Origin of the sequence: Roseomonas chloroacetimidivorans, assembly GCF_049629625.1 — a bacterium.
GTDB classification, from domain to species: domain Bacteria; phylum Pseudomonadota; class Alphaproteobacteria; order Acetobacterales; family Acetobacteraceae; genus Roseomonas; species Roseomonas chloroacetimidivorans.
In genome coordinates this window covers 24536-45412 of sequence record NZ_JBNBZS010000041.1, presented here as the reverse complement: position 1 = coordinate 45412, position 20877 = coordinate 24536, and the positions used below count along the sequence as shown (strand labels likewise).

Genomic DNA, 20877 nt, shown 5'->3' with positions numbered 1-20877 from the left:
CCCCTTGCTGATGCCAACCGCGGCCGCAAGGGTCCGGTCGCTCAGTCCAGCCTCGAACTTCAAACGCAGTACGTCGCGGATCCGTCGCATCGACAATCTCTCGGTAGGCATCAGGCAGACCCCGTTCAGAACGAGGTCCCTTAGCCGGCTCAGACTGTCGGCAATCCACCCCGGGCAACCCTCAACAGGGTGCCCACGATCCCGTGGAATCAGTGCCCATCATCCCGTGGAATCGCTGCCCACGATGCCGTGGAATCACTGCCCACCATCGCGTGGAATTCGCACCCGGAGCTCAAGACATGACTTACATCCTCTCCGTCGGCCAACCTCACCCGCTGCTCAAACCCAGTCCAGGCCAGGACGGGGCTATCGCCGAGCACGACGACATGATGTGGCACCTCTACCTGATTGTTCCCCGTCCGGAGCCGTCCCTGATCGACGCGGTCGAGGGTGGAGAGCTCGGGCTTGGCCTTCTGCCGATCACCTCCCGTGGCTGGGCTTGGTTGCTCCAGATCCTCCCTGGCACCGTCGTAGAGGCTACCTTCGCACCGGCACTCCAGCATCCCGCGAACCGCAGGATGCCTGAAGCCGGACCCGAGGGAGCTGGCCGGCTCATGATCGAGTTGATCGACGAACGAGGCATCCTGCGCGCCATCCGCTTCGTCTCGCTCCCGGCCTCGCTCTACCGGACGGTCAGGGTTCTCTACGCCGAGGGCCTCCACAGTGCGCGGACGTTCTCGCGCCGCAACTGGGAAGCTGCCATGGCCCGGTACGAAGCGGACTATTCCCAGGCGGCGGATGCGCTGCCGCACGCCATCGCGGTTCACACCGTGCCGGCGCTGGTGAAGGACTGACCTGCCGCGAGCAGGCTGAACCCCGTCATGGGAAGCTGAAGAGGAGGGGCACGCGGCGCGTGAGCCGTGGGCCGGCCTTCGTGCCGGCCCCGGCCTCACGCCGCCGCCGCGATGGAACGAGCTTCCTTATGTCAGATCCACTCCCCCTCCCCGCTCCTGGTGTTCTTCACACTCTATCGAATGACGCCCCCCTCTCTCCGGCGACGCCTCCGGCGGAGGCGCTCCGAAAGGCGCTCCGCCTCGTCTGGCGAGTTGGACGGACCTGGGCTCTCGACGATGTTCAGCTCTACAAACTGCTCGGCGATCCGGACGGCGCGATGATCCCGATATGGTTCCGGAGTCATGCGCCCGTCCTGGCGCCCAACTCTCTCCGTCGCATCGGCCTCCTCGTCGCGCTGCGACGGCTGCTGCGACGGCGTGACCCGCGCCCCAGCCAGGATCTCGAATGGCTGACCACCCCTCACCCGCAGTTGGACCGGCGCCCGCCACTCGACCGGCTTCTCGCGGGCGGTCTGGACGACCTTCGAGCCGTGCACGCGGTCCTGACCGCGGAGGTCGCGGTTGCCGTGGCAGAGGGCAGCCGTCGCCGGCCCCGCCTGACACCGTTGGGACTCTCGCTCCGGCGAGCGTTACGTCGCCTCTGCGATGTAGAGCGTGGAGGGGTCACGCCCACCTTCCCAACGTCCCCGCCAACGATCGCATTCAGCACCTGGTCGGAGGTGGAAAGATGGGTGTGGGACGGTGACGGCGACGAGGACGCGCCCGTCCGCTCCCGCATCGCCGAGCTTATGGTCCAGGCCGGACGCGTGCTTGGCGGGGACGAGATGGCCCGTCGATGGCTGATCGAGCCTCAGATCTGGATCGGCGGAGACCCCCCCCTGGTCGCGGCCGTGACGCCGGGTGGAGCCCACCGGGCCAGGGGCCTGCTGCGGACGGTCGAGACTACGCGTCAACGGTTCCGCGATGCTGGCATCCTCCCGGACGAAGAGGGTGATCCGGGACCGTCTTCACCGCGGCAGCCGTGACGGGCACGATAGGGGAGAGGAGGTATCCATGGCCCAGGCGCGACCGATGACCGGGGCGGAACTGGACGCCTTCGCCGCGGCGCTCGAGGTGCTCGCCGCCGCCTTCCGGGACTACAGGGCCCGGACTGGCGGCGAGGCGATCCTCGTGGGGGGCGGCGCCGTCATCGTCCATATCGGTGGCGCGTTCTTCTCTGGCGACTTCGACTTCGTGGCCGGGGACAGCGCGGTCATGGCGGCCTGCATGGCGGACCAGGGCTTCGTCGCGGAGGATCGCCCCGGGCGACTGCGGGTGGGTTGGTACCATCCGGACCATCCCCTGTTTGGCTTTCAGCAAGTCCGTGGCCCACTTTTCGACGGGCGCGCTGCTCCCGAGATGGCGGTCGAGGTCGTCCTGCGGGACGGGCTGTCGATCACCGTGCCCGCGGTAGAGGACCTCATCGCCGATCGCCTCGCGCAGCACGCGATCGCCTCGCCGACCGACCAGTCCCGCCTGTTGCAGGCGGTCGCGATGTTTCGCATGGCACCGGAGGTGGATTGGCCCTACCTCGAAAGACGGACCCGGGAGGAGGGCGGCGATCCCGCCCTCCTGCTCCACCCGCCCGCAATACCTTCAGCCCCGAACGAGGAGGAGCCCGACGATGTGCCGAACGATCCGCCTCCGTGAGAACTGGTGCCGGGCCGAGGCGAAGGCCCGCGAACTCGGCCTCGACACGCCGGCGGCGACCGAGGCGATGCGCAACCCGGGCGACCGCCGGACGGAGGCCAAGCGTCAGCTCCTCACCTCCATCGGCAAGCGGGCAGCCGCGCAGGGCCTGCAGCCCCTCCCGGCGCGGTACGAGCCCCTCTGACGCGGGCGCGCTACGCCGCCTTCAGCCAGCGGCGCAGAAGAGGCACGGCCGCGGCGCCGGGGCCGCCGGGATTATAGGCACGGCACCGGGGGCTGGGGTGGTAGATCGTCGCCACCTCCATCTCCCCTAGCCGGGTGGTCGCGTTCCAGTTCGGCACCTGCGGCAGACCCAGAACCCGGGCCAACGGCTCGCGCTGCGGAGCCCCGACCGCCGCCACGGTCCCGACCCGTTCACCCGCCACCCGCAGCACCGCCTCGATCCGGGCGGCGGCGATGGCTACCGCATTCCTCAGCATGCGAGGTGGAGCGGGATGCGCGTTGATCGCGAGCAAGCGGCCGAGATCGGCCTCGTCCGAGAGCTGCCAGATGCGGATCGCGTTGCGCCGCGTGGCCGTCCCACGCGCCAGAGCTTCCCGGTCACGGTCCTCGGGGCGCGGAGCGTCCTGCAGCAACAGGAGCGCCACGCGGTCAAGCCTCAGGCGGTCGAAGCGACGCTTCGCGGCCTCGGCCGTCAGGACCAGGTGATCGGTGTCAAAGATGGGGGTCTTGGTGATGATGGAGGGCATGAGTGGTCGCTCCGCTGCCGGATCCGCGAAGCACGGACCCTTCTGAAGGCAAGACGACACGACCCCGCGAAACGTGAGCCCGAAGGGTGAGGATGGCGGCCGGCCGCCATGGAGAGAGATCCAGGACAGAGGCCCGCAAGGCCAGAGGAGTGAATGGAAGCCCCGCCTGGCGGGGCGTCGGGTGGGCCGCGGCTGGTCGCCGCCCCACCCCGACGCCCCCGCCGATGCGGAGCTGAGGGTGAGGGTGGTCCACCAGAGGACCCCCCGTGCAGAAGCCAATATCTCCCATCATTCATGGCCCCGCCGTAGGCGGCGCGGCGTCGCCGACCTCCATATCCGTCGCTCACCTCCGGTCCGTGGATCCACCCCTCCTGGCCCTGGCCTGGCGCACGGTCTTCGCGGCCGCCCGCACCACTGGCCGCAGCATCCTGGGTCAGAACGACGCAGATCTCGACGACGTCGCCACGGCCGCCGCCCTCCGGGCCCTCGCCCGGGCTGACCTTCCTCTCACCCCCAAGGCCGTCCTGCGTGGAGCCGTGCTCGACCGCGTCGCCATCATGACGGCCCAGCGCCTCGCCCGCGATCTCGTCCGGGCCCGCCATGGCCGCCGGCGGAACGTCACGCGGCGAGTGGATCCGCTGCGGCGCGCCGACACCGTTGCCCTCCTTGATGCCGTCACGGGGTACCCCGCAGCCCTGCGGGTGCCGTCCGCCGAGGATGTCCTCCTCGCCAGAGAGCATGAACGGCAGATGCAGGCCGTCTGGGCGGCGGCGCAGCGGCTTCCCCGCGCCCAGAAGGAGGCGATCGCCGCCCGCCTGGCGGGGCGCCGTCCCCTTTCACCGGCGATGCGTCAGGCGCTGCGTGCCGCCCTCATGGCCCTGCGGGGCAGCGTGGCGGCGTCGGGGCTGCAGAGCGGTTCAGGGAGTGCGCGGGCATGATCCCGGAGTTCGCCTCGCTTCTCATCGGCCCGACCTGGCTCCGGTCCTTCGCTCCGGCCTCCCTCGCGGACACGACCGGCGCACCGGACATACTTCTCGTCCAGGTCGCCACCGAGGGGATGAAGCTCATCAACCCCATCGAGGTGCGCCCACAGGACCTTGAGGACCTCGGCCGCCTGGAGCCCCTCGTCGCTTTCGCCTCGGATCAAGAAGTTCACGATGCACTCGCGCGTGCCGGCCACCCGGTGGCTACGGTGCTCCCAGACGGAGCGGATCCGGCGGTGCTGTGGCGGATCGCCAACCGGGTCGGCCTGACGGTCTGGCCGATCAACCCCGCGCTTCACGGCGATCGGGTTCTTGTCGCGGTCGACATGGCACGGGCGGTGGGGCTGCTACCAAGCCTGCCACTTTTTGCGGAGCGCCGCGCCGCCCTCGCCGCCCTTCTCGTCCATGAAGACTTCCTCCCCATGGATGCCGCTCCGGCCAGCACAGCCACGGTGCCAATGCTCTCCGAGCTGCCGTCGCCCGCCCTGGAACTCCTGCGCGGCGGTCACCTGGCTCTCGGTCCTCTGCCGCCCGACATCACGGACGACGCCGTGTCGGCGCCGCCCGTTCCCCGAAGGGGCCGTCACCTCCCCGGTGGGCCGCACCGACGCGCATCCGCGCAGGAGGATGGAACACCGCTGGACCTGGAGGAGAGCTCCACGGACGATGTCGCGGATCACCTCGCGGCGCCGGTCATCCTCTCCGTGCCTCCTCCCTCCTCGGAGGCAGCCGAGCAAACTGCGCTCCTGCGGCTGCAGCGGCTCCAGATGCGCATCGATGCCGTCGCAACGCCAGATCCAGAGGTCGTGCACGACGCACTGACGGGGGCCTTCCCGTGGTTCGGGCCCGCCATCACCGCCCTGACCCGGGAACTCGCCCTTTCTCGCCTCGGAGGCGGTGCGGCGCGCTTGCCGCCCCTGCTGCTTCACGGTCCTCCCGGGGCCGGGAAGAGCCGTTTTTCGCGCGTCCTCGCCGACGCATGCGGCCTGCCCCTGCGGCGGATCGCCGGACCGGACGCCAGCATCGTGACAGTATTGGCGGGGAACGGCCGCGGCTGGCGAGCGCCGCAGGCCTCCGCACCAGTGGAGACGATCGCGGCACTCGGGGTGCGCAACCCCATCATCCTCGTCGACGACGCCGACCGCATGCCGACAGGCACCCACAATGGTGACCCGCGCGCCATCCTCCTCGCCTTCCTCGAACGCGGCACGGCACAGGGCTATCTCGACCCGCTGCTCGCCGTCCCCTGCGATCTGGCGGCGGTGAACTGGATCCTCACCGCTAATGCCACCGAGCCCCTGGGCGACGCGCTCCTCGACCGCCTCTACCGGATCGAGGTCCCTTCCCCGCCGGCCACCGCCGTCGACACCGTGCTCACCGGCATGATGGCGGACATCGCCGCCGAGGTCGGGATCGCCCCTGACGGGCTGCCCGGCCTGTCGGATGAGGTCCGGGCGGCGCTCGGTACCGCCTTCGCGGAGGAGGGGACGGCGCTCCGCCGGGTCGCACGGGCCCTGCGCGCCGCCCTCGGCGCACAGGCCACCGGCGCCGACCCACTCGCCGCCGCCCGGGAGGTCCTGTCGGCCGCCCGGGCGACCGGGGGCCGTCACCCCATCGGCTTCGTCCGGCCCTCCCCCAACCGGGCCTGATCCGGGCCGGACTCCGGCCGATCGCTGGTTTTTCGCAATCCACCCCGCACGACGCCCGGTGCCGGAGCGCATCCGCGCGCGTGCTCATCCAGGAGCATCACCATGAGCTACATCGACCCCCGCTTTCCCACCTTCCCCTCCAACTCCTTCGCCGCCCGCCAGGGCCTTCGCCCGGCCGACGCCACGCCGTTTGGTCACATCATCCGGCTCACCCCCGACAGTGTCATCGCCCGTCACATCGACAGTGCCTGGAACCCCCTCGGCTGGGAGGTCTACGCGGAGGGGCGGAATGGCCGCTTGGCCGTTACCTACACCCGGAGCGCCCAGAAGGGGCTCGTGGCCACGCGGATCCCGCGCTCCAAGGGCTGCGAAATCATCCTGGTCGAGGGCGCGCTGGCCGCCCTCGCCGCTGCAGCCCTCAACCCCGTAGGTCTTGGAGAGACGGTGATGGTCGTCGGTCTCGGCGGCCACTGGAACGCCGAGGTACTCGAGGAGATCGACTGCCTCGCCATCAATGCCCGGGCGTGCTGCATCAACGTCGCGATCTCCGATCACCATCCCGCGGGACAGCGGATGCGCGAGCAGGCGCTCGCGGACCTTAAGGACCGGATCTTCGTGCATCCCCTCCCCTCCCCGTCCGGCGGCTGGCGCGCCGCCCTGATAGCCGCGCGCTCCGGGCCGGCCGGTCCGGGGCGGTGATGCGGGCCGCGTTTCGCACGGAGAGGGCGGTCAGGGGATGGCTGGCCGCGCTCCCCGCCGCCACCTACGATGTCCGCCTCGTTCCGGCCGACGGGGATGGACCCGCGCTCCGCCGGCGGGTCTCGGGAGGGGGGCTCCTACGCCTCCTCCCTTGGCTGCGGTCGATGAACGCCAGGGATCATCACGTCTACGCCCGTCCAGCCTCGCCGGCCTACGTGCTGATCGACGACCTCGATGAAGATGGCCTGGACGCTCTCCACGCGGCCGGCCACCGGCCCGCGGCGGTCGTCATCACCAGCCCCAACAACCACCAGGCCTGGCTCCGGCTGCCAGAGGACGAGGGGCCGATCTCGCCTGATCTCTCCTCCGCGGTCGCCCGCATAGCAGCGCGGCGCTTCGGCGGGGATCCAGGGGCGGCCTCAGCTGGCCAAGCTGGCCGGCTGTGCGGCCTGACCCAAAGGAAAGTCATCTACGCTGATCGGTACGGGCGCCATCCTTTCGTCCTGCTTCGCGCTGCCCCAGGGGAAATGGATCCGAAGGGACGAGAGCTGCTTGAAGCGGGCGCCGCCGAACTCGCGGCTAGAGACGTTGACCGATTGCCCGTCGCAGGAGCCGGAAGCGGCATGCTCTCGCGGCGCCGACGTGGCCTCAGGGCCTGTACGCCAGAGCAGGAGTGGGAGGAGGGCCGTCGTCGGGTCAGTGGGGAGCTGTTCGACGGGCATCTTGATCGGTCCCGGCTCGATTATGCCATCGCGCGGCGCCTCCGCGGCCGAGGGGCGGGAGAGGACTATATCCGGGCGGTGCTGCTGTCTGGTGAGCGAGCGCGGGAGATAGGCCCTTCCGCCCAGGTCTACGTCGAGCGGACCTTGGTGGCGACTGCAGGTGTTACGCGCAACGGAGCATGCTGAACCTACTTCAGCAGAGCACCTTTAGCCGGCCTTCTGTTGGCGATGGTGCTGGCATGCAAACTTGCTGCCAGATCTGCCCAATTGGGGTTCAATGGACTTCTGCGGAATCAGGAAGGCTCCTAGGCCAGTTGGGGGATTGGGCTGCATGAAAGTGATCGTATCCGCGAGTCGAGAGGGGGAGCGGGGAAAACAGTAACCGCCCGGCATCTTGCGGTTGCCGCCCTCAAAGGAGGCATCAGCCGGGTTGCGGCCATAGATCTCGATCCCATGCGAGGGCTCAGCCGGTGGTGGCGTTGTGGTGGGTGACCCGCTCCACCAACCCGGCCAGGGCCTCAGTCGGGGCGGTCTGTGCGGCAGCAGAAGCCATTCCCCCCTTGGTCCCCTCAGGCCCGCTCAGAGCTAGCGGTAGAATACGTCGTTCGCTTCGGCCATGAAGCCGGACGGTTGGCCCGCCGTCAGATCTGGTATGGAGGAGAGCATGGCTCGCCCCCCACGAAGACTGCCTCCCACCGCAGACATGACCACCACACCTAAAGATGCGCTCGGTGAGCCGCTGGCGGAGATTGCTTATCGGCGGATCAAGGCCGCGATCCTCGACGGAAGCCTTCCACCTGGCCTCCAAGCGGCTGAGCAGCAGATCGCCACCCAACTGGGTATGAGCCGGACGCCGGTGCACATGGCGATCGTGCGCCTCCAGCATGAGGGCTGGATTGATCTCTCTGCCCGCCGCGGACTTGTTATCGCGCCGATCGTTCCCGACGAACTGCACCATGTCTACGAAACCCTCATGGCGCTGGAGGGCACCGCCGTCGCACGGCTGGCGCGCCGCCCGGAAGGGGACGCGGACGGAATCGATGCTCGGATTGCCGCAGCCTGTGAGGCTACTGAGGCGGCTCTGACGCAGGACGACCTGACCGCTTGGTCGGACGCTGATGGGGAATTCCACCATCTTCTCGTTGAGACGAGCGGGAACCCTCACCTTGCCCAAATGGCGAGGTTCGTCATGGAGCAAGCACAGCGCGCACGAAATTTGACAATTCGGCTGCGTCCGCGGCCCGAGGCGTCGAACGCCGACCATCGCCTCATTCTTCAGAGAATCCTGGCGCGTGACCCGGGGGGCGCCCGCGCGGCGTTGGAAGCCCACCGGACCAGAGGGATCGAAACCCTTGTCCCCATCCTGGCTGCCATGGCCCAGCCGCGGAAATTTTTGCATTCCTGACTGCTTTTCAAGTTGCATGCAAGAATTGCAGCTGTTCTAAACGGGCTTGGAGGAAGCCCATGCCCAAATCGTCTTATGAGATTGCCGTGCTGCCGGGTGATGGCATCGGCCCCGAGGTGGTCGACGCTGCGCTGAAGGTGTTTGAGGCCGCTGCGGCACAGGTTGGACTATCCTTCGGCACCACCTTCCACGCCATTGGTGCAGGCCTCTATCGGGACACAGGCGAGGCCATCTCGGCCGCCACGATGGAGGCCGTCGGCGAGGCGGACGCCATTTTGCTTGGCGCCGCAGGCCTACCAAACATACGTAAGCCGGACGGCACCGAGCTCGCGCCTCAGATCGACATCCGTGAGCATTATGACCTGTTCGCCAGCCTCCGGCCGGTGCGTCTCTTCCGGGGAGTTCCCCCGGTCCTCGCCCGAGGCGAGGTCGACATGCTCGTGATTCGGGAGATCGCCGAAGGGCTGTTCGCTGGCCGCCACGACCCGGTGAACAACAACCCGGACGAGGCCAGTGACCGCCTGACCATCACGCGCAAAGGTGCCGAACGCCTTTTCGAGATCGCGTTCGAGCAGGCCCGGCTACGAAAGGCCGCGGGGAAGCGTGGACATGTGACGCTGCTCGACAAGGCGAACGTCCTGCGCAGCATGGCCTTCATGCGCGGTGTCTTCGACGAGGTGGCGTCGCGATACCCGGACATCGGTTCGGCTCGCCTCTACATTGATGCAGGTTGCATGATGTTCGTCACCGACCCCGGCCGCTTCGACGTGGTCGTCAGCGAGAACCAGTTCGGGGACATCACTTCCGAGATTGCCGCGGGCATCGTGGGCGGCCTCGGTCTTGCGCCCTCGGCCGACATAAGCCGCACGCACGGCGTCTTTCAGCCCTCACATGGCAGTGCGCCGGATATTGCGGGTCAGGGAGTAGCCAATCCGGTCGCCACCATTCTCTCCGTTGTCATGATGCTGGAGTGGCTGGCGGAACGGCATACTGATCATCGCTGCACCGATGCGGCAGGGCTCATTCAGGCCGCAGTGGAGGCGGTGCTGGCGGACGGGCCGCGAACCCGCGATCTCGGAGGGCAGGCGAGCACCGAGGATGTTACACGGGCGATCGTCGACGCGATTTCACTGCGCGGCGAAGCCGCGGCAGCCTAAGGAGAGCGGAGATGTCGCGCGTCGCGATCGTCGGTTGCGGGGCCATGGGCTCCGTCTATGCGGGTCTGATGGCCGATGCCGGACACGAGGTCTTCGGCATCACCCTCTGGCCGGACCACGCCGAAGCCATGGAGCGCAACGGTCTCCGGGTCGAAGGAGCGAGCGGAGACCGTGTAGCTGCAGTCCGTGGCAGCACCACGACGGAGGGGATCGGTCCGGTCGACCTTGTGGTCATCGCGACCAAGGCGTTCGACGTGGAGGAGGCCGCGCGGAGCGTGCCGCCGCTGCTCGGCCCGGACACGGTGGTCCAGACTATCCAGAATGGTCTGGGCTCGGCGGAGCTCGTCGCGCCCATTGTTGGTGAGGACCGGCTGGCTGTTGGCGTGGTAGGCGGCTTCGGGGCATCCATGCGTGGCCCCGGGCACGCCCACCACAACGGGATGGAGATGATCCGCTTCGGGGCCTACGCCGGACTGCCGCGACCATCGCTGGTCGCGTCGGCGAGGATCTGGGAGTCGGCGGGATTCACGGCCGCTCTCTTCGATGACCTGGACCAGATGGTCTGGGAGAAGCTGATCATGAACGTCGCATTCTCCGGTACTACCTGCGTCACCGGTATGACGATAGGTCAGGTGATGGCCGATCCCAATGCCTGGATGGTTGCAAGGGGCTGCGCTGAAGAAGCGATTGCCGTGGCTCGGGCAGCAGGCATCCGGCTCGACGTGGGTGACCCGATTGAGCACGTTCGGAAGCTGGGCGGCAAAATCCCTGACGCACGACCTTCGATGCTTCTCGATCATCTGGAGAAGCGGCGTGCGGAGATCGATGCGATCAACGGCTCCATTCCTCGTCTCGGCACCAAGTTCGGTGTTCCCACGCCAGTAAACGAGACGGTCGTGTCCATCCTCAAAGCGAGGGAGGCAGCTTTCGCCCTCTGAGTTCACAGACTTGCGAACGTCGATCCGGCAGCAACCCGCCTTCAGAGCTGAGCCGGATTAGCGTCAATGAGAGAAGAGGAAATGTCTCATGGTTCCGCGTCGCTCCCTGCTTGCCGGTCTCTCGGCTCCCTTCCTGCTCCAGCCCGCTCTAGCCCAGGAACCATGGCCGAGCCGTCCGGTGCGTTTCCTGGTCGGCTATGTGCCGGGTGGCGCGACGGACCTCGTCGCTCGCGTTCTCGCTCAGCAGCTCCAGGGCCAGCTTGGTCAACCCTTTGTCGTGGAGAACCGGGCGGGCGCGACCGGTACCGTGGCAGCCGAGGCAGTCGCGCGTTCGCAGCCGGACGGCTACACGATCCTCTTCGGGCACATGAACTCGAACGCGGTGGCGCCGGTTCTCTTCCCGCGTCTGGGTTACAATCAAGAGCGGGATCTCATGCCCGTTGCCCTCACCGCCAGCCAAGCGCACCTGCTACTTGTACGCAAGGATCTGCAGGCGAGCAGCGTGGCGGAGCTCGTCGCTCTGGCAAAGCAGACACGCAGCGGCCTGAACTACGCCTCCTCCGGCGTCGGCAGCGCGCAGCACCTCGCGGCTGAGATGTTCCGCCTGGCCGCCGGGATTCCGCTGGTCCACGTTCCCTATCGCGGCAGCGGACAGGCCATGGCAGACCTCGTGGCCGGTCAGATCGACATCAACTTCGATGGCATCGGGGCATCGCTTCCGGCTGTGCGCGACGGCCAGATACGGGCTCTGGCGGTAACCACGTCAATGCGCAATCCGGCCCTTCCCAATCTGCCTACGGTAGCGGAGTCCGGCTTTCCCGGCTATGCAATCTCGAGCTGGTTCGGCCTCTTCGCCCCTGCAGGGACGCCGACCGCAATCCGGGAACACCTGGAGCGGGAGACGCGGCAGGCCCTTGCCTCAACACGCATGGCCAGCGCCTTGAAGGACGTGGGTGCCGAGCCCGGGAACCTGTTCGGCGCTGATTTCGCTCGATTCGTGGCCGATGAAATGGGGCGCTTTCGGACCTTGGTGCGCGAAGCGGACATCCGGATGGAGGGCTGAACAGGCCCGAGCGCAGGCGTTTGCTTGCGCTCCCTCTGGAGCGCTGGATCGCTTGCAAGACTTCGCAGCGGGCGGTCCACCGGCCGTGATGGATATTTTGGCGAGACGGCCGAGCACCGACCGCTTGATCAGGCAGGCATGAAGAAGCCCACCCGGTTGAGTTCGTCAGGCTCCATCGAGGCAGCCAGCTCGCACATCGCGGCCTCCACCTCGGCCAAGCGCTTCCCGAACGCCTACTCGACATAGGCCCTGACCGGGGCAGAGAACTGCGGCTTGCCGTCGCACCCTAACAGCCGGATCGTCTCGCGCTTCCTCGTCGCAAGCCCCTCAGCCTTCGTCCGTGCGTCGTCGCCGCCCTCGGCGATGCCGAGGCGCCGGGCCTTGACGCGTGCACCCGTCCCCGCAACGTAACTCGCGAGGCTCAGCGCGGTGTCGGGCGGGTGCCCGAGACGCTCCGCAACGATCGCCGCCCACAGCGTCAGGACGGGAGCGCGGTTCACCCGCACGAGTGCGGCAGAGTCGGGAATGGTCGTGCTCCCTCGGTGACCCTCTTCCCCAGCCAGCGCGCCCGTGAAGAAGAAGCCACCCAGGCAATGTGGGTAGCCGCTCAAGGATTTAAGTTTACCGGGCAACGGCCAGCTTGGAAACGACATCGAATCAGTCAGCTGATTGTTCTTGATTCGTTCGCGTGCGTCCGACAGCTTCGGCGCATGCGCGAATCGTCCTCATCCCCCGCTAGAGTCCCAGCAGAACCCCGGTTCTCTCCGGCCCGGGCGGCTGGATCGTCCGCGCCTGCCGATGAGGATGACATGCCCCTGTGCGATGAGCGGCAACTCGAGTTTCCGGGCCTCCTCCCTGTTGGCCAGGAGACACGCCGTGGCGGATGAGCCCTCGGCGCCGCCTCTGGTTCCTGCCTCTGGTGACGAAGTGGCCGAGGTGCTCGCCTACGCACTTCGGCACGACGAGCGCGGCCGCCCACGCCGCGGCGCCGCCTGGGAGGTCGCGGCCGCCGTGCTTGCCGAGCAGCTCGCGGCGCAACTCGAGCGGGCCAACCTGATGGTGGTCAAGAAGCCGCCCCGTCCGCCCCACAGCACCTGATGCCTGCCCAGGTCGGCCGGTCCGCGCCGGACTGGCATGCCGACGCCCCGCAGGCCTTCGCGGAGCTCGGTGCCAAGTCCAACTTCAGCTTTCTGGACGGGGCGTCCCACCCGTCCGAGCTGGTCGCGACCGCCGGGGTCCTAGGCTACGCGGGCATCGGCATCTGCGACAGCAACACCCTGGCCGGAGTCGTCCGCGGACATGTGGCCGCAAAGGAGGCGGGCATCCCCTTCGTGGTGGGCTGCCGCCTCATCCTTGAGGACGGGGCCGAGTACCTCGTCTGGCCGACCTGCCGGACCTCTTACGGGCGCCTGACCGCGCTCCTGTCCCGAGTGCGGCTGACCTCGTGGAAGGATAACGTCCGGCTTGGCCGGGGCGCCTTGATCGAGAGTGCTGAGGGCTGGGCCATGGCCGTGGTCCCCCCACCACATGTTGACAAGGGCTTCGCGGCGCGCGTCCGGCGTGACGCCGACGCCCTGCGCCGCCTGGCTCTCCCGCTCATGGTGGCGGGCTCATGCACTCTCAGGAGCGATGACAGGCGGCGCCTCGACCTGCTCGCAGACATCGCCCACGATGCCGGTGGTTGGCTGCTCGCCACCGGCGACGTCCGCTACCACGTGGCCGGGCGCCGTCGGCTCGCCGACGTTCTCACCGCCATCCGCACGGGCAGAACCGTGGATGAGATCGGCTTCGACGCCGAGCCGAACGCGGAGCGCCGACCCAAGCCCCTCGATGAGGTCAGCGGCCGCTTCCGCCGTCACCCGGATGCCATTGCCAACACTCTGCGAGTCCTTGACGCCGCCCGCGGCTTCAACCTCGACCAGCTTCGCTACGAGTATCCGGACGAGGTGCTGGAGCCCGGCCGAACGGCCATGGAGACCCTTCGGGCGCGGGTCGACCAAGCGCTGGCGGAGCGCTGGACCATCGTGCCCGAGGAAATCTCAGGCCGCGTGGAGCATGAGCTTCGGCTCATCGACCAGCTCGGATACGCCCCCTACTTCCTGACCGTCCACGAGATAGTCCGGTTCGCGCGCGAGCGAGGCATCCTCTGCCAGGGCCGGGGATCGGCCGCCAACTCGGCCGTCTGCTACGTCCTCGGTGTCACGGCCGTGGATCCCGGCAAGCACGACCTCCTCTTCGAGCGCTTCGTTTCCGCCTCCCGCGGTGAGCCGCCCGACATCGATCTAGACTTCGAGCACGAGCGACGCGAAGAGGTCATTCAGCATATCTACGAGCGCTATGGCCGGGAGCGGGCGGCCATCTGCGGCACGGTGATCCGCTACCGCGGCCGGTCGGCCATCCGCGAGGTCGGCAAGGCCATGGGCTTGTCCGAGGACATCACCAGCCGCCTCGCCAAGGCGAGCTGGGGGCCGGGGCACGACAAAGATCTCGCCGAGTTGGCCGCCAGCGAGGGGCTGGACCTCCGTGATCCGCGGCTCGCCATGACCATGGAACTTGCCCAGGAGATCCAGGACTTCCCTCGCCACACCGCGACCCATGTCGGCGGCTTCGTCATCACCCGGGGGCCGCTGATCGAACTAGCGGTGGTCGGCAACGCCGCCATGGACGGTCGGACCGTTCTCGAGTGGGACAAGGACGACATCGACGCCCTCGGCATCCTCAAGGTCGACGTGTTGGCGCTCGGGATGCTCTCCTGCCTCCGGCGCTGCTTTGACCTGCTGCGCCGCCACGGCGGCCCCGACCACGACCTCGCCACCCTGCCGCGCGAGTGCCCGCACACCTACGCCATGCTGCGCCGGGCCGACAGCGTGGGCGTCTTCCAGGTCGAGAGCCGGGCGCAGATGAACATGCTGCCCCGGCTGCGGCCGGAGAAGTTTTACGACCTCGTGATCGAGGTCGCGATCGTCCGCCCGGGCCCCATCGCGGGTGACATGGTGCACCCCTACCTGCGCCGGAAGGCGGGCAAGGAGCCGGTCACCTTTCCCTCCCCTTCCCTGGAGCACGGGCCGCCGGACGAGTTGGAGCGGGTTCTCGGCAAGACTCTGGGCGTGCCGCTCTTCCAGGAGCAGGTCATGCGGATCGCCATCGTCGCGGCCAGGTTCACGCCGGACGAGGCCGACCAGCTCCGCCGCGCCATGGCGACCTTCAAGGTCACGGGCGGCGTGGCGGCTTACCGCAAGCGCCTTGTCGCGGGCATGGTCCGGCGCGGATACCAGAAGGAGTTCGCCGAGCAGGTCTTCGCCCAGATCGAGGGCTTCGGCTCCTACGGCTTCCCCGAGAGCCACGCAGCGTCTTTCGCGCAGCTCGTCTACTCGAGTGCCTGGGTGAAGTGCCACCACCCGGCGGCCTTTACCTGCGCGCTGCTGAACTCGCAGCCGATGGGGTTCTACTCGCCTGCCCAACTGGTGCGGGACGCGCGGGAGCACGGCGTCATCGTGCACGAGGTGGACGTGAACCTGTCGGATTGGGACAGCAGCCTGGAGCCCGAGGCCGCCAGCCGCGGAGGGCTTGCCATCCGGCTAGGGCTGCGGCTGGTCAGCGGGCTCCAGGAGGAAGAGGCCAAGCTCCTGCTCAAGGCTCGCCGGTCCAGGAACGGGGCCCCCTTCGCGAGCGTCGAGGATGCCGCAATGCGGGCGCAGATCGGGCGCCGCACCCTGGAGGCGTTGGCGGCGGCCAACGCCTTCCGCTCGACCGGCATCACCCGGAGGCGGGCCACATGGGACGCCGGGGTGGCCGCGTCCGGGCCGCAGAACCTGCCGCTCTTCGCCGTGGCGCGGGACTCGGCGGAGGCCGCCATGGCGGAGACGCCCCTGATGGCGGAGCCTGAGGCGGTGCTGCCGCATCAGGGCGAGGGCGAGCATGTCGTCGAGGATTACCGCTCGACCGGTCTGACCTTGGGACGGCACCCGATGGCGCTGCTGCGGCCCGTGCTGGACCGGCTGGACCTGGATGACACCCGGAAGCTGGCCACCCTGCGCCACGGCGCAAGGATTCGGCTGCCCGGCATCGTGCTGATGCGCCAGCGCCCGGGCAGTTCCAAAGGCGTCATCTTCATGACCGTGGAGGACGAGCATGGCGTCGGTAACCTCGTCATCTTTGCCAAGGTGGCCGAGGCGAACCGGCAGGCGCTGGTCGGCGCTCGCCTCGTCGTGGCGGAGGGGCGGGTTGAACGGCTTGAGGAGCACGTCGAGGTGCCGGTGAACCACCTGATCGTCGGCAGGCTGGAGGACCGCTCCGACCTTCTCGATAGCCTCTCGCGGGCAGACCGGGGTGGCGAGTGGGCCGAGCGCATTCTGGGGCGAGCCGATGAGGTCCGGCGACCTGAGCCCGGAAGCAGGCGCCAACCGTCCTTCTACCCAAGCGCTCCAGACCACCACAGCCGCTTCTCCTTCCCCAGGGTGGGAGTCCCGCCCCCGTGATCAGCAGAAGGTGGCCGCCGACGATGACGAAGCTCGGCTATACTGGGCCGGGCATCAGGACCGCGCGGACCATGAGCGACGACTACATGAAGAACCAGGGCGAGGCGCTCGCCCAGCACCTCCGGCTCACGGACGGCAAGTCCGGCTACGTCGAGGCCACCGCCGACGGCTTCCAGGTCTATGTCCGCAAGAAGTGGCCGGGGAAGCAGATCACCTCCTGGGACGGCATGCCGGTCGAGTGGCACGAGAACGTCGGCACCCACAAAGCGGCAAACCGCTGACCCAGGGGGGCGCCCCGCCCCCGGTGGGGATGCGGCAGGCCGCGCTTCCGTAGGCTGGGGGCAACGTTACGGCGGTGCGGCTGCATAAGGGCTTCGGCGAGACTTTCGCGCCCGAATTGCACCCGCCGCGCTGGCATTGCCAAGTTGATGGTCTCTGGCCGGACCGAAGTAGCTGGGCCAAGCTGAGGGGATGACGGCAGACCCCGCCACCTATCCTGGGTATCGCATTCCGGCCGAGATCATCCGCCAGGCCGTCTGGCTGTATCATGTCTTCAGCCTGAGCTTGAGAGACGTAGAGCTGATCCTGGCGGAGCGGGGCGTCACCGTCACGCGCGAGAGCATCCGGAACTGGTGCCGCAAATTCGGGTCGGAGTTCGCGACCCGGCTGCGGCAGCGCCGGCCCAAGCCGGGCGACAGCTGGCACCTCGATGAGGTGTTCCTGCGCATCAACGGCGCGCTGCATTACCTTTGGCGCGCGGTGGACCAGCACGGCGTGGTGCTGGATGTCCTGGTTCAGGATAGGCGGAACGGATGTGCAGCCAAGCGGTTCCTCAAGCGCCTGCTTGCTGGGCTCAAGTAAAGGCCGCGTCGGCTGGTCACGGAAGGGCCGAGGAGCTACGGCGTGGCGAGGCGCGAACTCCTGCCCGAGGTGCGGCATCGGAACAGCCGGTACCTGAACAACCGGGCGGAGAACTCGCATCGGCCTACCCGGCGACGAGAGCGGCAAATGCAGCGGTGCAAGTCGGCCGGGCAGGCCCAGCGTTTCCTCTCTGCACACAGCTTGATCGACGGTCATTTCCGTCCGCGCCGCCACCTGATGACAGCTGGCGAGTACCAACGCGCCCGGATCAAGGCCTTTCGGATCCGGCGACAGGAAACCTGCGCCCAAGCCGCCCCCTGATCCTGCCGCACCCTCGATTACGCGGCCGAACTCGCCTTCTCGTCAAACAACTTGCCAATGCCCTCGGGCTATAACTGGCGTGCCCTGGTCGAGGCGGAAATCGCGCGCTTCAAGCGGGTAATCGGCGGTGGACTACACTCGTGTACCGACGGGCGCAGCGCAACTGAAATGGCCATCGCCGTCCGCGCACTCAACCGCATGCTCGAACTCGGGCGACCGGAGTATGTCCGCATCACGTGAATGCGGACCAGCCCAGGGTCTAATGCGCCTGCAAGGCGGTCCATGCAACGCAGTCAGCACAGCCGCCATGTGCTCGTACCGAGTATGGCATGAAAGTTGCCTCGTGGACGTCGCGTATACTTGACAATCAGTTGCGCTATCCTTCCCAGAAAGGGCTAGTGATGCCGGATCTTGAGGTCGGAGCTTTCGACGGCATCGAACGGCACATGCCAGCCGTTCCAGCTGTTTCCGTCGCTGATGCTTGGCTGCAGCTGCTTAAGGCGCGCGGAGTCGATTACCTGTTCGGCAATGCGGGGACCGACTTTCCCTCGATCATCGAGGCTTTTGCGCGGGCAGGGGGAGAAGGCGCCGCCCTGCCGACACCAATCCTCGCCCCGCATGAAAATGCAGCTGTGGGGATGGCGCATGGATACACGATGCTCACCGGGCGCCCTCAGGCCGTGATGGTGCACGTGAATGTAGGCACGGCCAACGCGTTGGCGGGGCTGATGAACGCCTCCCGCGAAGGAGTGCCGATGCTCCTCGCCGCCGGGCGCACCCCGATCCTGGAAAAGGGAGCGCCGGGGGCACGTTCCATGCCGATACATTGGGCGCAGGAGATGTTCGACCAAGCCGGCATCGTCCGGGAGGTGGTGCGCTGGGACTACGAGTTGCGGGATGCGCGGCAACTCGGCACGGTGGTGGACCGGGCGCTGGCGATCGCCACTAGCACGCCGCGCGGGCCGGTTTATCTGGCGCTGCCACGCGAGGTGCTGGCGGAGGAGGTGCCGGAGGAGGGCGTGACGGACGCGCCGCGGATCACCGCTTCTGCTCCGCCCGGGCCGAATGCAGGACAGATCGGGGCCGCGGCAGAGCTGCTGGCCCGGGCGCGGCGCCCGCTGGTGATCGCCACGCGGCTGGGAGGCGATCCCGCCGCGGTGCCGGTGCTGGGCGACTTCGCGGTGCGATATGGGCTGCCCGTGGTGGAGTACCGGCCGCGCTACCTGAACCTCCCGGCGGGACATCCGATGCATGCGGGTCATGAGCTGGTGCCCTGGATCGGCGAGGCGGACGTGATCCTGGTGCTGGACAGTGACGTGCCCTGGCTGCCGGATGGCGGGCCTTCCCCGGATTGCACGGTGATCCAGGTCGGGCCGGATCCGCTCTTTGCGCGCTACCCAATCCGCGGCTTCGCCTCCGACATTAGCATCATGGCAGAACCGCTGGCAGCGATCCGCGCGCTGGATGCGGAGCTGGCGGAGCGGCTGGCGGGGCAGGAGGATGCGGTGGCGGCGCGGCGCGCGCGTATCGTGGCGCGCTGCGCGGCGATCCGCGAGGTGGTGGAAGCGCGAGTGCGGCAGGCGCGCGATGCGGCCCCGATGGGCCGGGCCTGGATCAGCCGCTGTATCGCTGAGGCGATCGATGCCGACGCGATCATCGTCAACGAATATCCGTTCATGCCGGAGGCCGCGGGGCTGACGCGGCCCGGGCAGTTCTTCGGCAGCAGCTCCGCCAGCGGGCTGGGCTGGGGATTGCCGGCGGCGCTTGGCGCGCAGCTCGTGGATCGCGGGCGGCTGGTCGTCGCGACGCTGGGCGACGGAGCCTACATGTTCGCCAATCCCACGGCCTGCCATCAGATCGCGCAGGCCTATGAGCTGCCCGTGTTGACGGTGGTCTTCAACAACCTGGAATGGGGTGCGGTGCGGCGCGCGACCGCCGCCATGTATCCGGATGGGTATGCGGCGCGCGCGAACACGCTACCCTTCGTCTCGCTCTCCCCGGCGCCGGCCTATGAGATGCTGGTGCAGGCGAGCGGTGGGCATGGCGAGCGCGTGGAGCGCGCCGAGGATCTGCCGGCGGCGCTGGAGCGGGCCATCCAAGTGATCCGCACGGAGCGGCGCCAGGCGCTGCTGAACGTGCTGTGCGAGTGAGCCTGCGACGCGGCGGCCGGTCCGAGAAGGAAAACCCGATGCACATCACCCTTTCCGTCCATGGCCATGGGCACCATCCCGCGGCCTGGCGCGTGTCCGGCCTGGAGCGGACGCCGACCGGCGTGCCGCGTTACGAGGCGCTGCTGCGGCGCGCGGAGGAGGGCGGGCTGGATGCCGTGCTGTTCCTGCCCCCGCCGGTGGGGCCCGGGGTGCTACTCGAGGGGCGCAGCGACGGGCTTCAGATCGACACGCTGCCACTGATCGCGACGCTGGTGCCGTGCAGCGAGCGAATCGGGCTGGGTGGCACCGTCTACATGGCGCATACGCAGCCCTTCCACACCGCACGCGCCCTGGCGGTGCTGGACAATCTCTCGGCAGGCCGCACTGCCCTGGTGGTCGATCTGGAGGGGGTGGATCAGCAAGAGGCGGATTTCGCGCATGACGGCGCGCTGGGGCGCGTGGCGCATTACGAGCGCTGTGCGGAGTATCTGACGGTCGCCGGGAAGCTGTGGGACAGCTGGGAGGACGGCGCGGTGGTGGCCGACAAGGCCGCAGGGCTCTTCGCCGATTCCAGCCGGATCCATCCGATCCACCATGTGGGGGCGCATTTCACGGTGCGCGGGCCGCTGACCGCGGTGCGCCCGATCCAGGGCCATCCGGTGGTGGTGATGCGCGATGCCTCTGCGGAGGGGCTCCGGCTGGCGGCGGAGAAGGCCGATCTCTTCCTGGCGGATGAGGCGGCGCTAATTCCGGCGCTGCGCGCGATAGCGGCGGCACAGGGCCGCCCGGCGGGCGCGCTGAAGATCCTGCTGAACATCTCCCCGCTTTTGGCGGAAACGCTGGAGGCGGCGCGGGAGAGAGAGGCGGCGCTGGACGGCATGGCCGCGCCCGGTGCCGGCGCGCGCTTCGCCGGCACGCCGGCGGACTTCGCCGGCCGGCTGGCCGCATGGCAGGACGAGACGGGGTGCGACGGCTTCAACATCCTGCCGGCCGTGCTTCCGGACGATGCGGAGGCGCTGGTGCGCGCGGTGCTTCCACTACTGCGGGAGCGCGGGCTGTTCCGCGAGACCTATGCGGGGTGCACGCTGCGCGAGCATCTCGGGCTGCCGCGGCCGGCCAGCATCTTCGCCCTGCAGGGCGCGGCCTGAGGCGATCGGAA

The 20877-nt window shown here is 68.4% G+C and carries 21 protein-coding genes and 1 pseudogene; 20 read left to right on the top strand and 2 right to left on the bottom strand.

The window, feature by feature from the left end:
* The first annotated feature begins 299 nt into the window (after window positions 1-299).
* From ACO1BU_RS24130 to ACO1BU_RS24115, 4 genes are all read left to right on the top strand, one after another.
* Window positions 300-854: a hypothetical protein gene (locus ACO1BU_RS24130; RefSeq protein WP_424138522.1), complete on the top strand. Its 555-nt coding sequence runs from the start codon at window positions 300-302 to the stop codon at window positions 852-854.
* A gap of 128 nt (window positions 855-982) precedes the next feature.
* Window positions 983-1879 carry a hypothetical protein gene (locus ACO1BU_RS24125; protein ID WP_424138521.1) on the top strand — a complete coding sequence of 299 codons (897 nt, stop codon included), beginning with the start codon at window positions 983-985 and terminating at the stop codon, window positions 1877-1879.
* 28 nt (window positions 1880-1907) lie between these two features.
* Window positions 1908-2543: a hypothetical protein gene (locus ACO1BU_RS24120; RefSeq protein ID WP_424138520.1), complete on the top strand. Its 636-nt coding sequence runs from the start codon at window positions 1908-1910 to the stop codon at window positions 2541-2543.
* Window positions 2518-2727 (top strand): hypothetical protein, encoded by a 210-nt coding sequence (locus ACO1BU_RS24115; protein WP_424138519.1) that lies wholly within the window; start codon window positions 2518-2520, stop codon window positions 2725-2727. The genes ACO1BU_RS24120 and ACO1BU_RS24115 overlap by 26 nt, the downstream gene beginning before the upstream one ends.
* Before the next feature lie 10 nt (window positions 2728-2737).
* Here ACO1BU_RS24115 and ACO1BU_RS24110 read toward each other — a convergent pair whose 3' ends face one another.
* On the bottom strand, window positions 2738-3292 hold the full coding sequence (locus ACO1BU_RS24110) for a hypothetical protein (protein WP_424138518.1): 555 nt from the start codon (window positions 3290-3292) through the stop codon (window positions 2738-2740).
* A 356-nt stretch (window positions 3293-3648) separates the two neighbouring features.
* Between ACO1BU_RS24110 and ACO1BU_RS24105 the strand changes: the two genes are divergently transcribed.
* From ACO1BU_RS24105 to ACO1BU_RS24065, 9 genes are all read left to right on the top strand, one after another.
* Window positions 3649-4230 (top strand): hypothetical protein, encoded by a 582-nt coding sequence (locus ACO1BU_RS24105; RefSeq protein ID WP_424138517.1) that lies wholly within the window; start codon window positions 3649-3651, stop codon window positions 4228-4230.
* Entirely contained in the window at window positions 4227-5924 is a 1698-nt protein-coding gene (locus ACO1BU_RS24100) for an AAA family ATPase (RefSeq protein ID WP_424138516.1), read from the top strand. The genes ACO1BU_RS24105 and ACO1BU_RS24100 overlap by 4 nt, the downstream gene beginning before the upstream one ends.
* 102 nt (window positions 5925-6026) lie before the next feature.
* Window positions 6027-6623: a hypothetical protein gene (locus tag ACO1BU_RS24095; RefSeq protein ID WP_424138515.1), complete on the top strand. Its 597-nt coding sequence runs from the start codon at window positions 6027-6029 to the stop codon at window positions 6621-6623.
* Entirely contained in the window at window positions 6623-7531 is a 909-nt protein-coding gene (locus tag ACO1BU_RS24090) for a DNA-primase RepB domain-containing protein (RefSeq protein WP_424138514.1), read from the top strand. The genes ACO1BU_RS24095 and ACO1BU_RS24090 overlap by 1 nt, the downstream gene beginning before the upstream one ends.
* 135 nt (window positions 7532-7666) lie before the next feature.
* A complete protein-coding gene (locus ACO1BU_RS24085) occupies window positions 7667-7837 on the top strand; it encodes a nucleotide-binding protein (RefSeq protein WP_424138523.1) in 171 nt (56 codons plus the stop codon).
* 160 nt (window positions 7838-7997) lie between these two features.
* Window positions 7998-8750 carry a GntR family transcriptional regulator gene (locus tag ACO1BU_RS24080; protein WP_424138513.1) on the top strand — a complete coding sequence of 251 codons (753 nt, stop codon included), beginning with the start codon at window positions 7998-8000 and terminating at the stop codon, window positions 8748-8750.
* Between the two features lie 86 nt (window positions 8751-8836).
* On the top strand, window positions 8837-9907 hold the full coding sequence (locus tag ACO1BU_RS24075; protein WP_424138512.1) for an isocitrate/isopropylmalate dehydrogenase family protein: 1071 nt from the start codon (window positions 8837-8839) through the stop codon (window positions 9905-9907).
* Window positions 9908-9918: 11 nt separating this feature from the next.
* The gene (locus tag ACO1BU_RS24070; RefSeq protein WP_424138511.1) at window positions 9919-10845 is read left to right on the top strand and encodes a ketopantoate reductase family protein; all 927 of its coding nucleotides are present in this window, start codon (window positions 9919-9921) and stop codon (window positions 10843-10845) included.
* Between the two features lie 88 nt (window positions 10846-10933).
* Window positions 10934-11908 carry a Bug family tripartite tricarboxylate transporter substrate binding protein gene (locus ACO1BU_RS24065; protein ID WP_424138510.1) on the top strand — a complete coding sequence of 325 codons (975 nt, stop codon included), beginning with the start codon at window positions 10934-10936 and terminating at the stop codon, window positions 11906-11908.
* A 233-nt stretch (window positions 11909-12141) separates the two neighbouring features.
* On the opposite strand, the gene ACO1BU_RS24060 is transcribed toward ACO1BU_RS24065, so the two are convergent.
* Complete coding sequence (locus tag ACO1BU_RS24060) at window positions 12142-12519, bottom strand: hypothetical protein (RefSeq protein WP_424138509.1); 378 nt, start codon at window positions 12517-12519, stop codon at window positions 12142-12144.
* A 265-nt stretch (window positions 12520-12784) separates the two neighbouring features.
* On the opposite strand from ACO1BU_RS24060, the gene ACO1BU_RS24055 reads away from it, so the two are divergent.
* From ACO1BU_RS24055 to ACO1BU_RS24025, 7 genes and pseudogenes are all read left to right on the top strand, one after another.
* Complete coding sequence (locus tag ACO1BU_RS24055) at window positions 12785-13006, top strand: hypothetical protein (RefSeq protein WP_424138508.1); 222 nt, start codon at window positions 12785-12787, stop codon at window positions 13004-13006.
* A complete protein-coding gene (locus ACO1BU_RS24050; protein ID WP_424138507.1) occupies window positions 13006-16386 on the top strand; it encodes an error-prone DNA polymerase in 3381 nt (1126 codons plus the stop codon). Before ACO1BU_RS24055 ends, ACO1BU_RS24050 begins: the two co-directional genes overlap by 1 nt.
* Window positions 16387-16457: 71 nt before the next feature.
* Window positions 16458-16667 (top strand): hypothetical protein, encoded by a 210-nt coding sequence (locus tag ACO1BU_RS24045; RefSeq protein ID WP_424138506.1) that lies wholly within the window; start codon window positions 16458-16460, stop codon window positions 16665-16667.
* 190 nt (window positions 16668-16857) lie between these two features.
* Window positions 16858-17568, top strand: a pseudogene (locus ACO1BU_RS24040) (IS6 family transposase).
* A 51-nt stretch (window positions 17569-17619) separates the two neighbouring features.
* Window positions 17620-17808 carry a hypothetical protein gene (locus ACO1BU_RS24035; protein ID WP_424138505.1) on the top strand — a complete coding sequence of 63 codons (189 nt, stop codon included), beginning with the start codon at window positions 17620-17622 and terminating at the stop codon, window positions 17806-17808.
* 161 nt (window positions 17809-17969) lie between these two features.
* Window positions 17970-19718, top strand: a complete 1749-nt coding sequence (locus tag ACO1BU_RS24030; protein ID WP_424138504.1) for a thiamine pyrophosphate-requiring protein — start codon at window positions 17970-17972, stop codon at window positions 19716-19718.
* 38 nt (window positions 19719-19756) lie between these two features.
* Complete coding sequence (locus tag ACO1BU_RS24025) at window positions 19757-20866, top strand: LLM class flavin-dependent oxidoreductase (RefSeq protein ID WP_424138503.1); 1110 nt, start codon at window positions 19757-19759, stop codon at window positions 20864-20866.
* Window positions 20867-20877 lie beyond the last annotated feature (11 nt).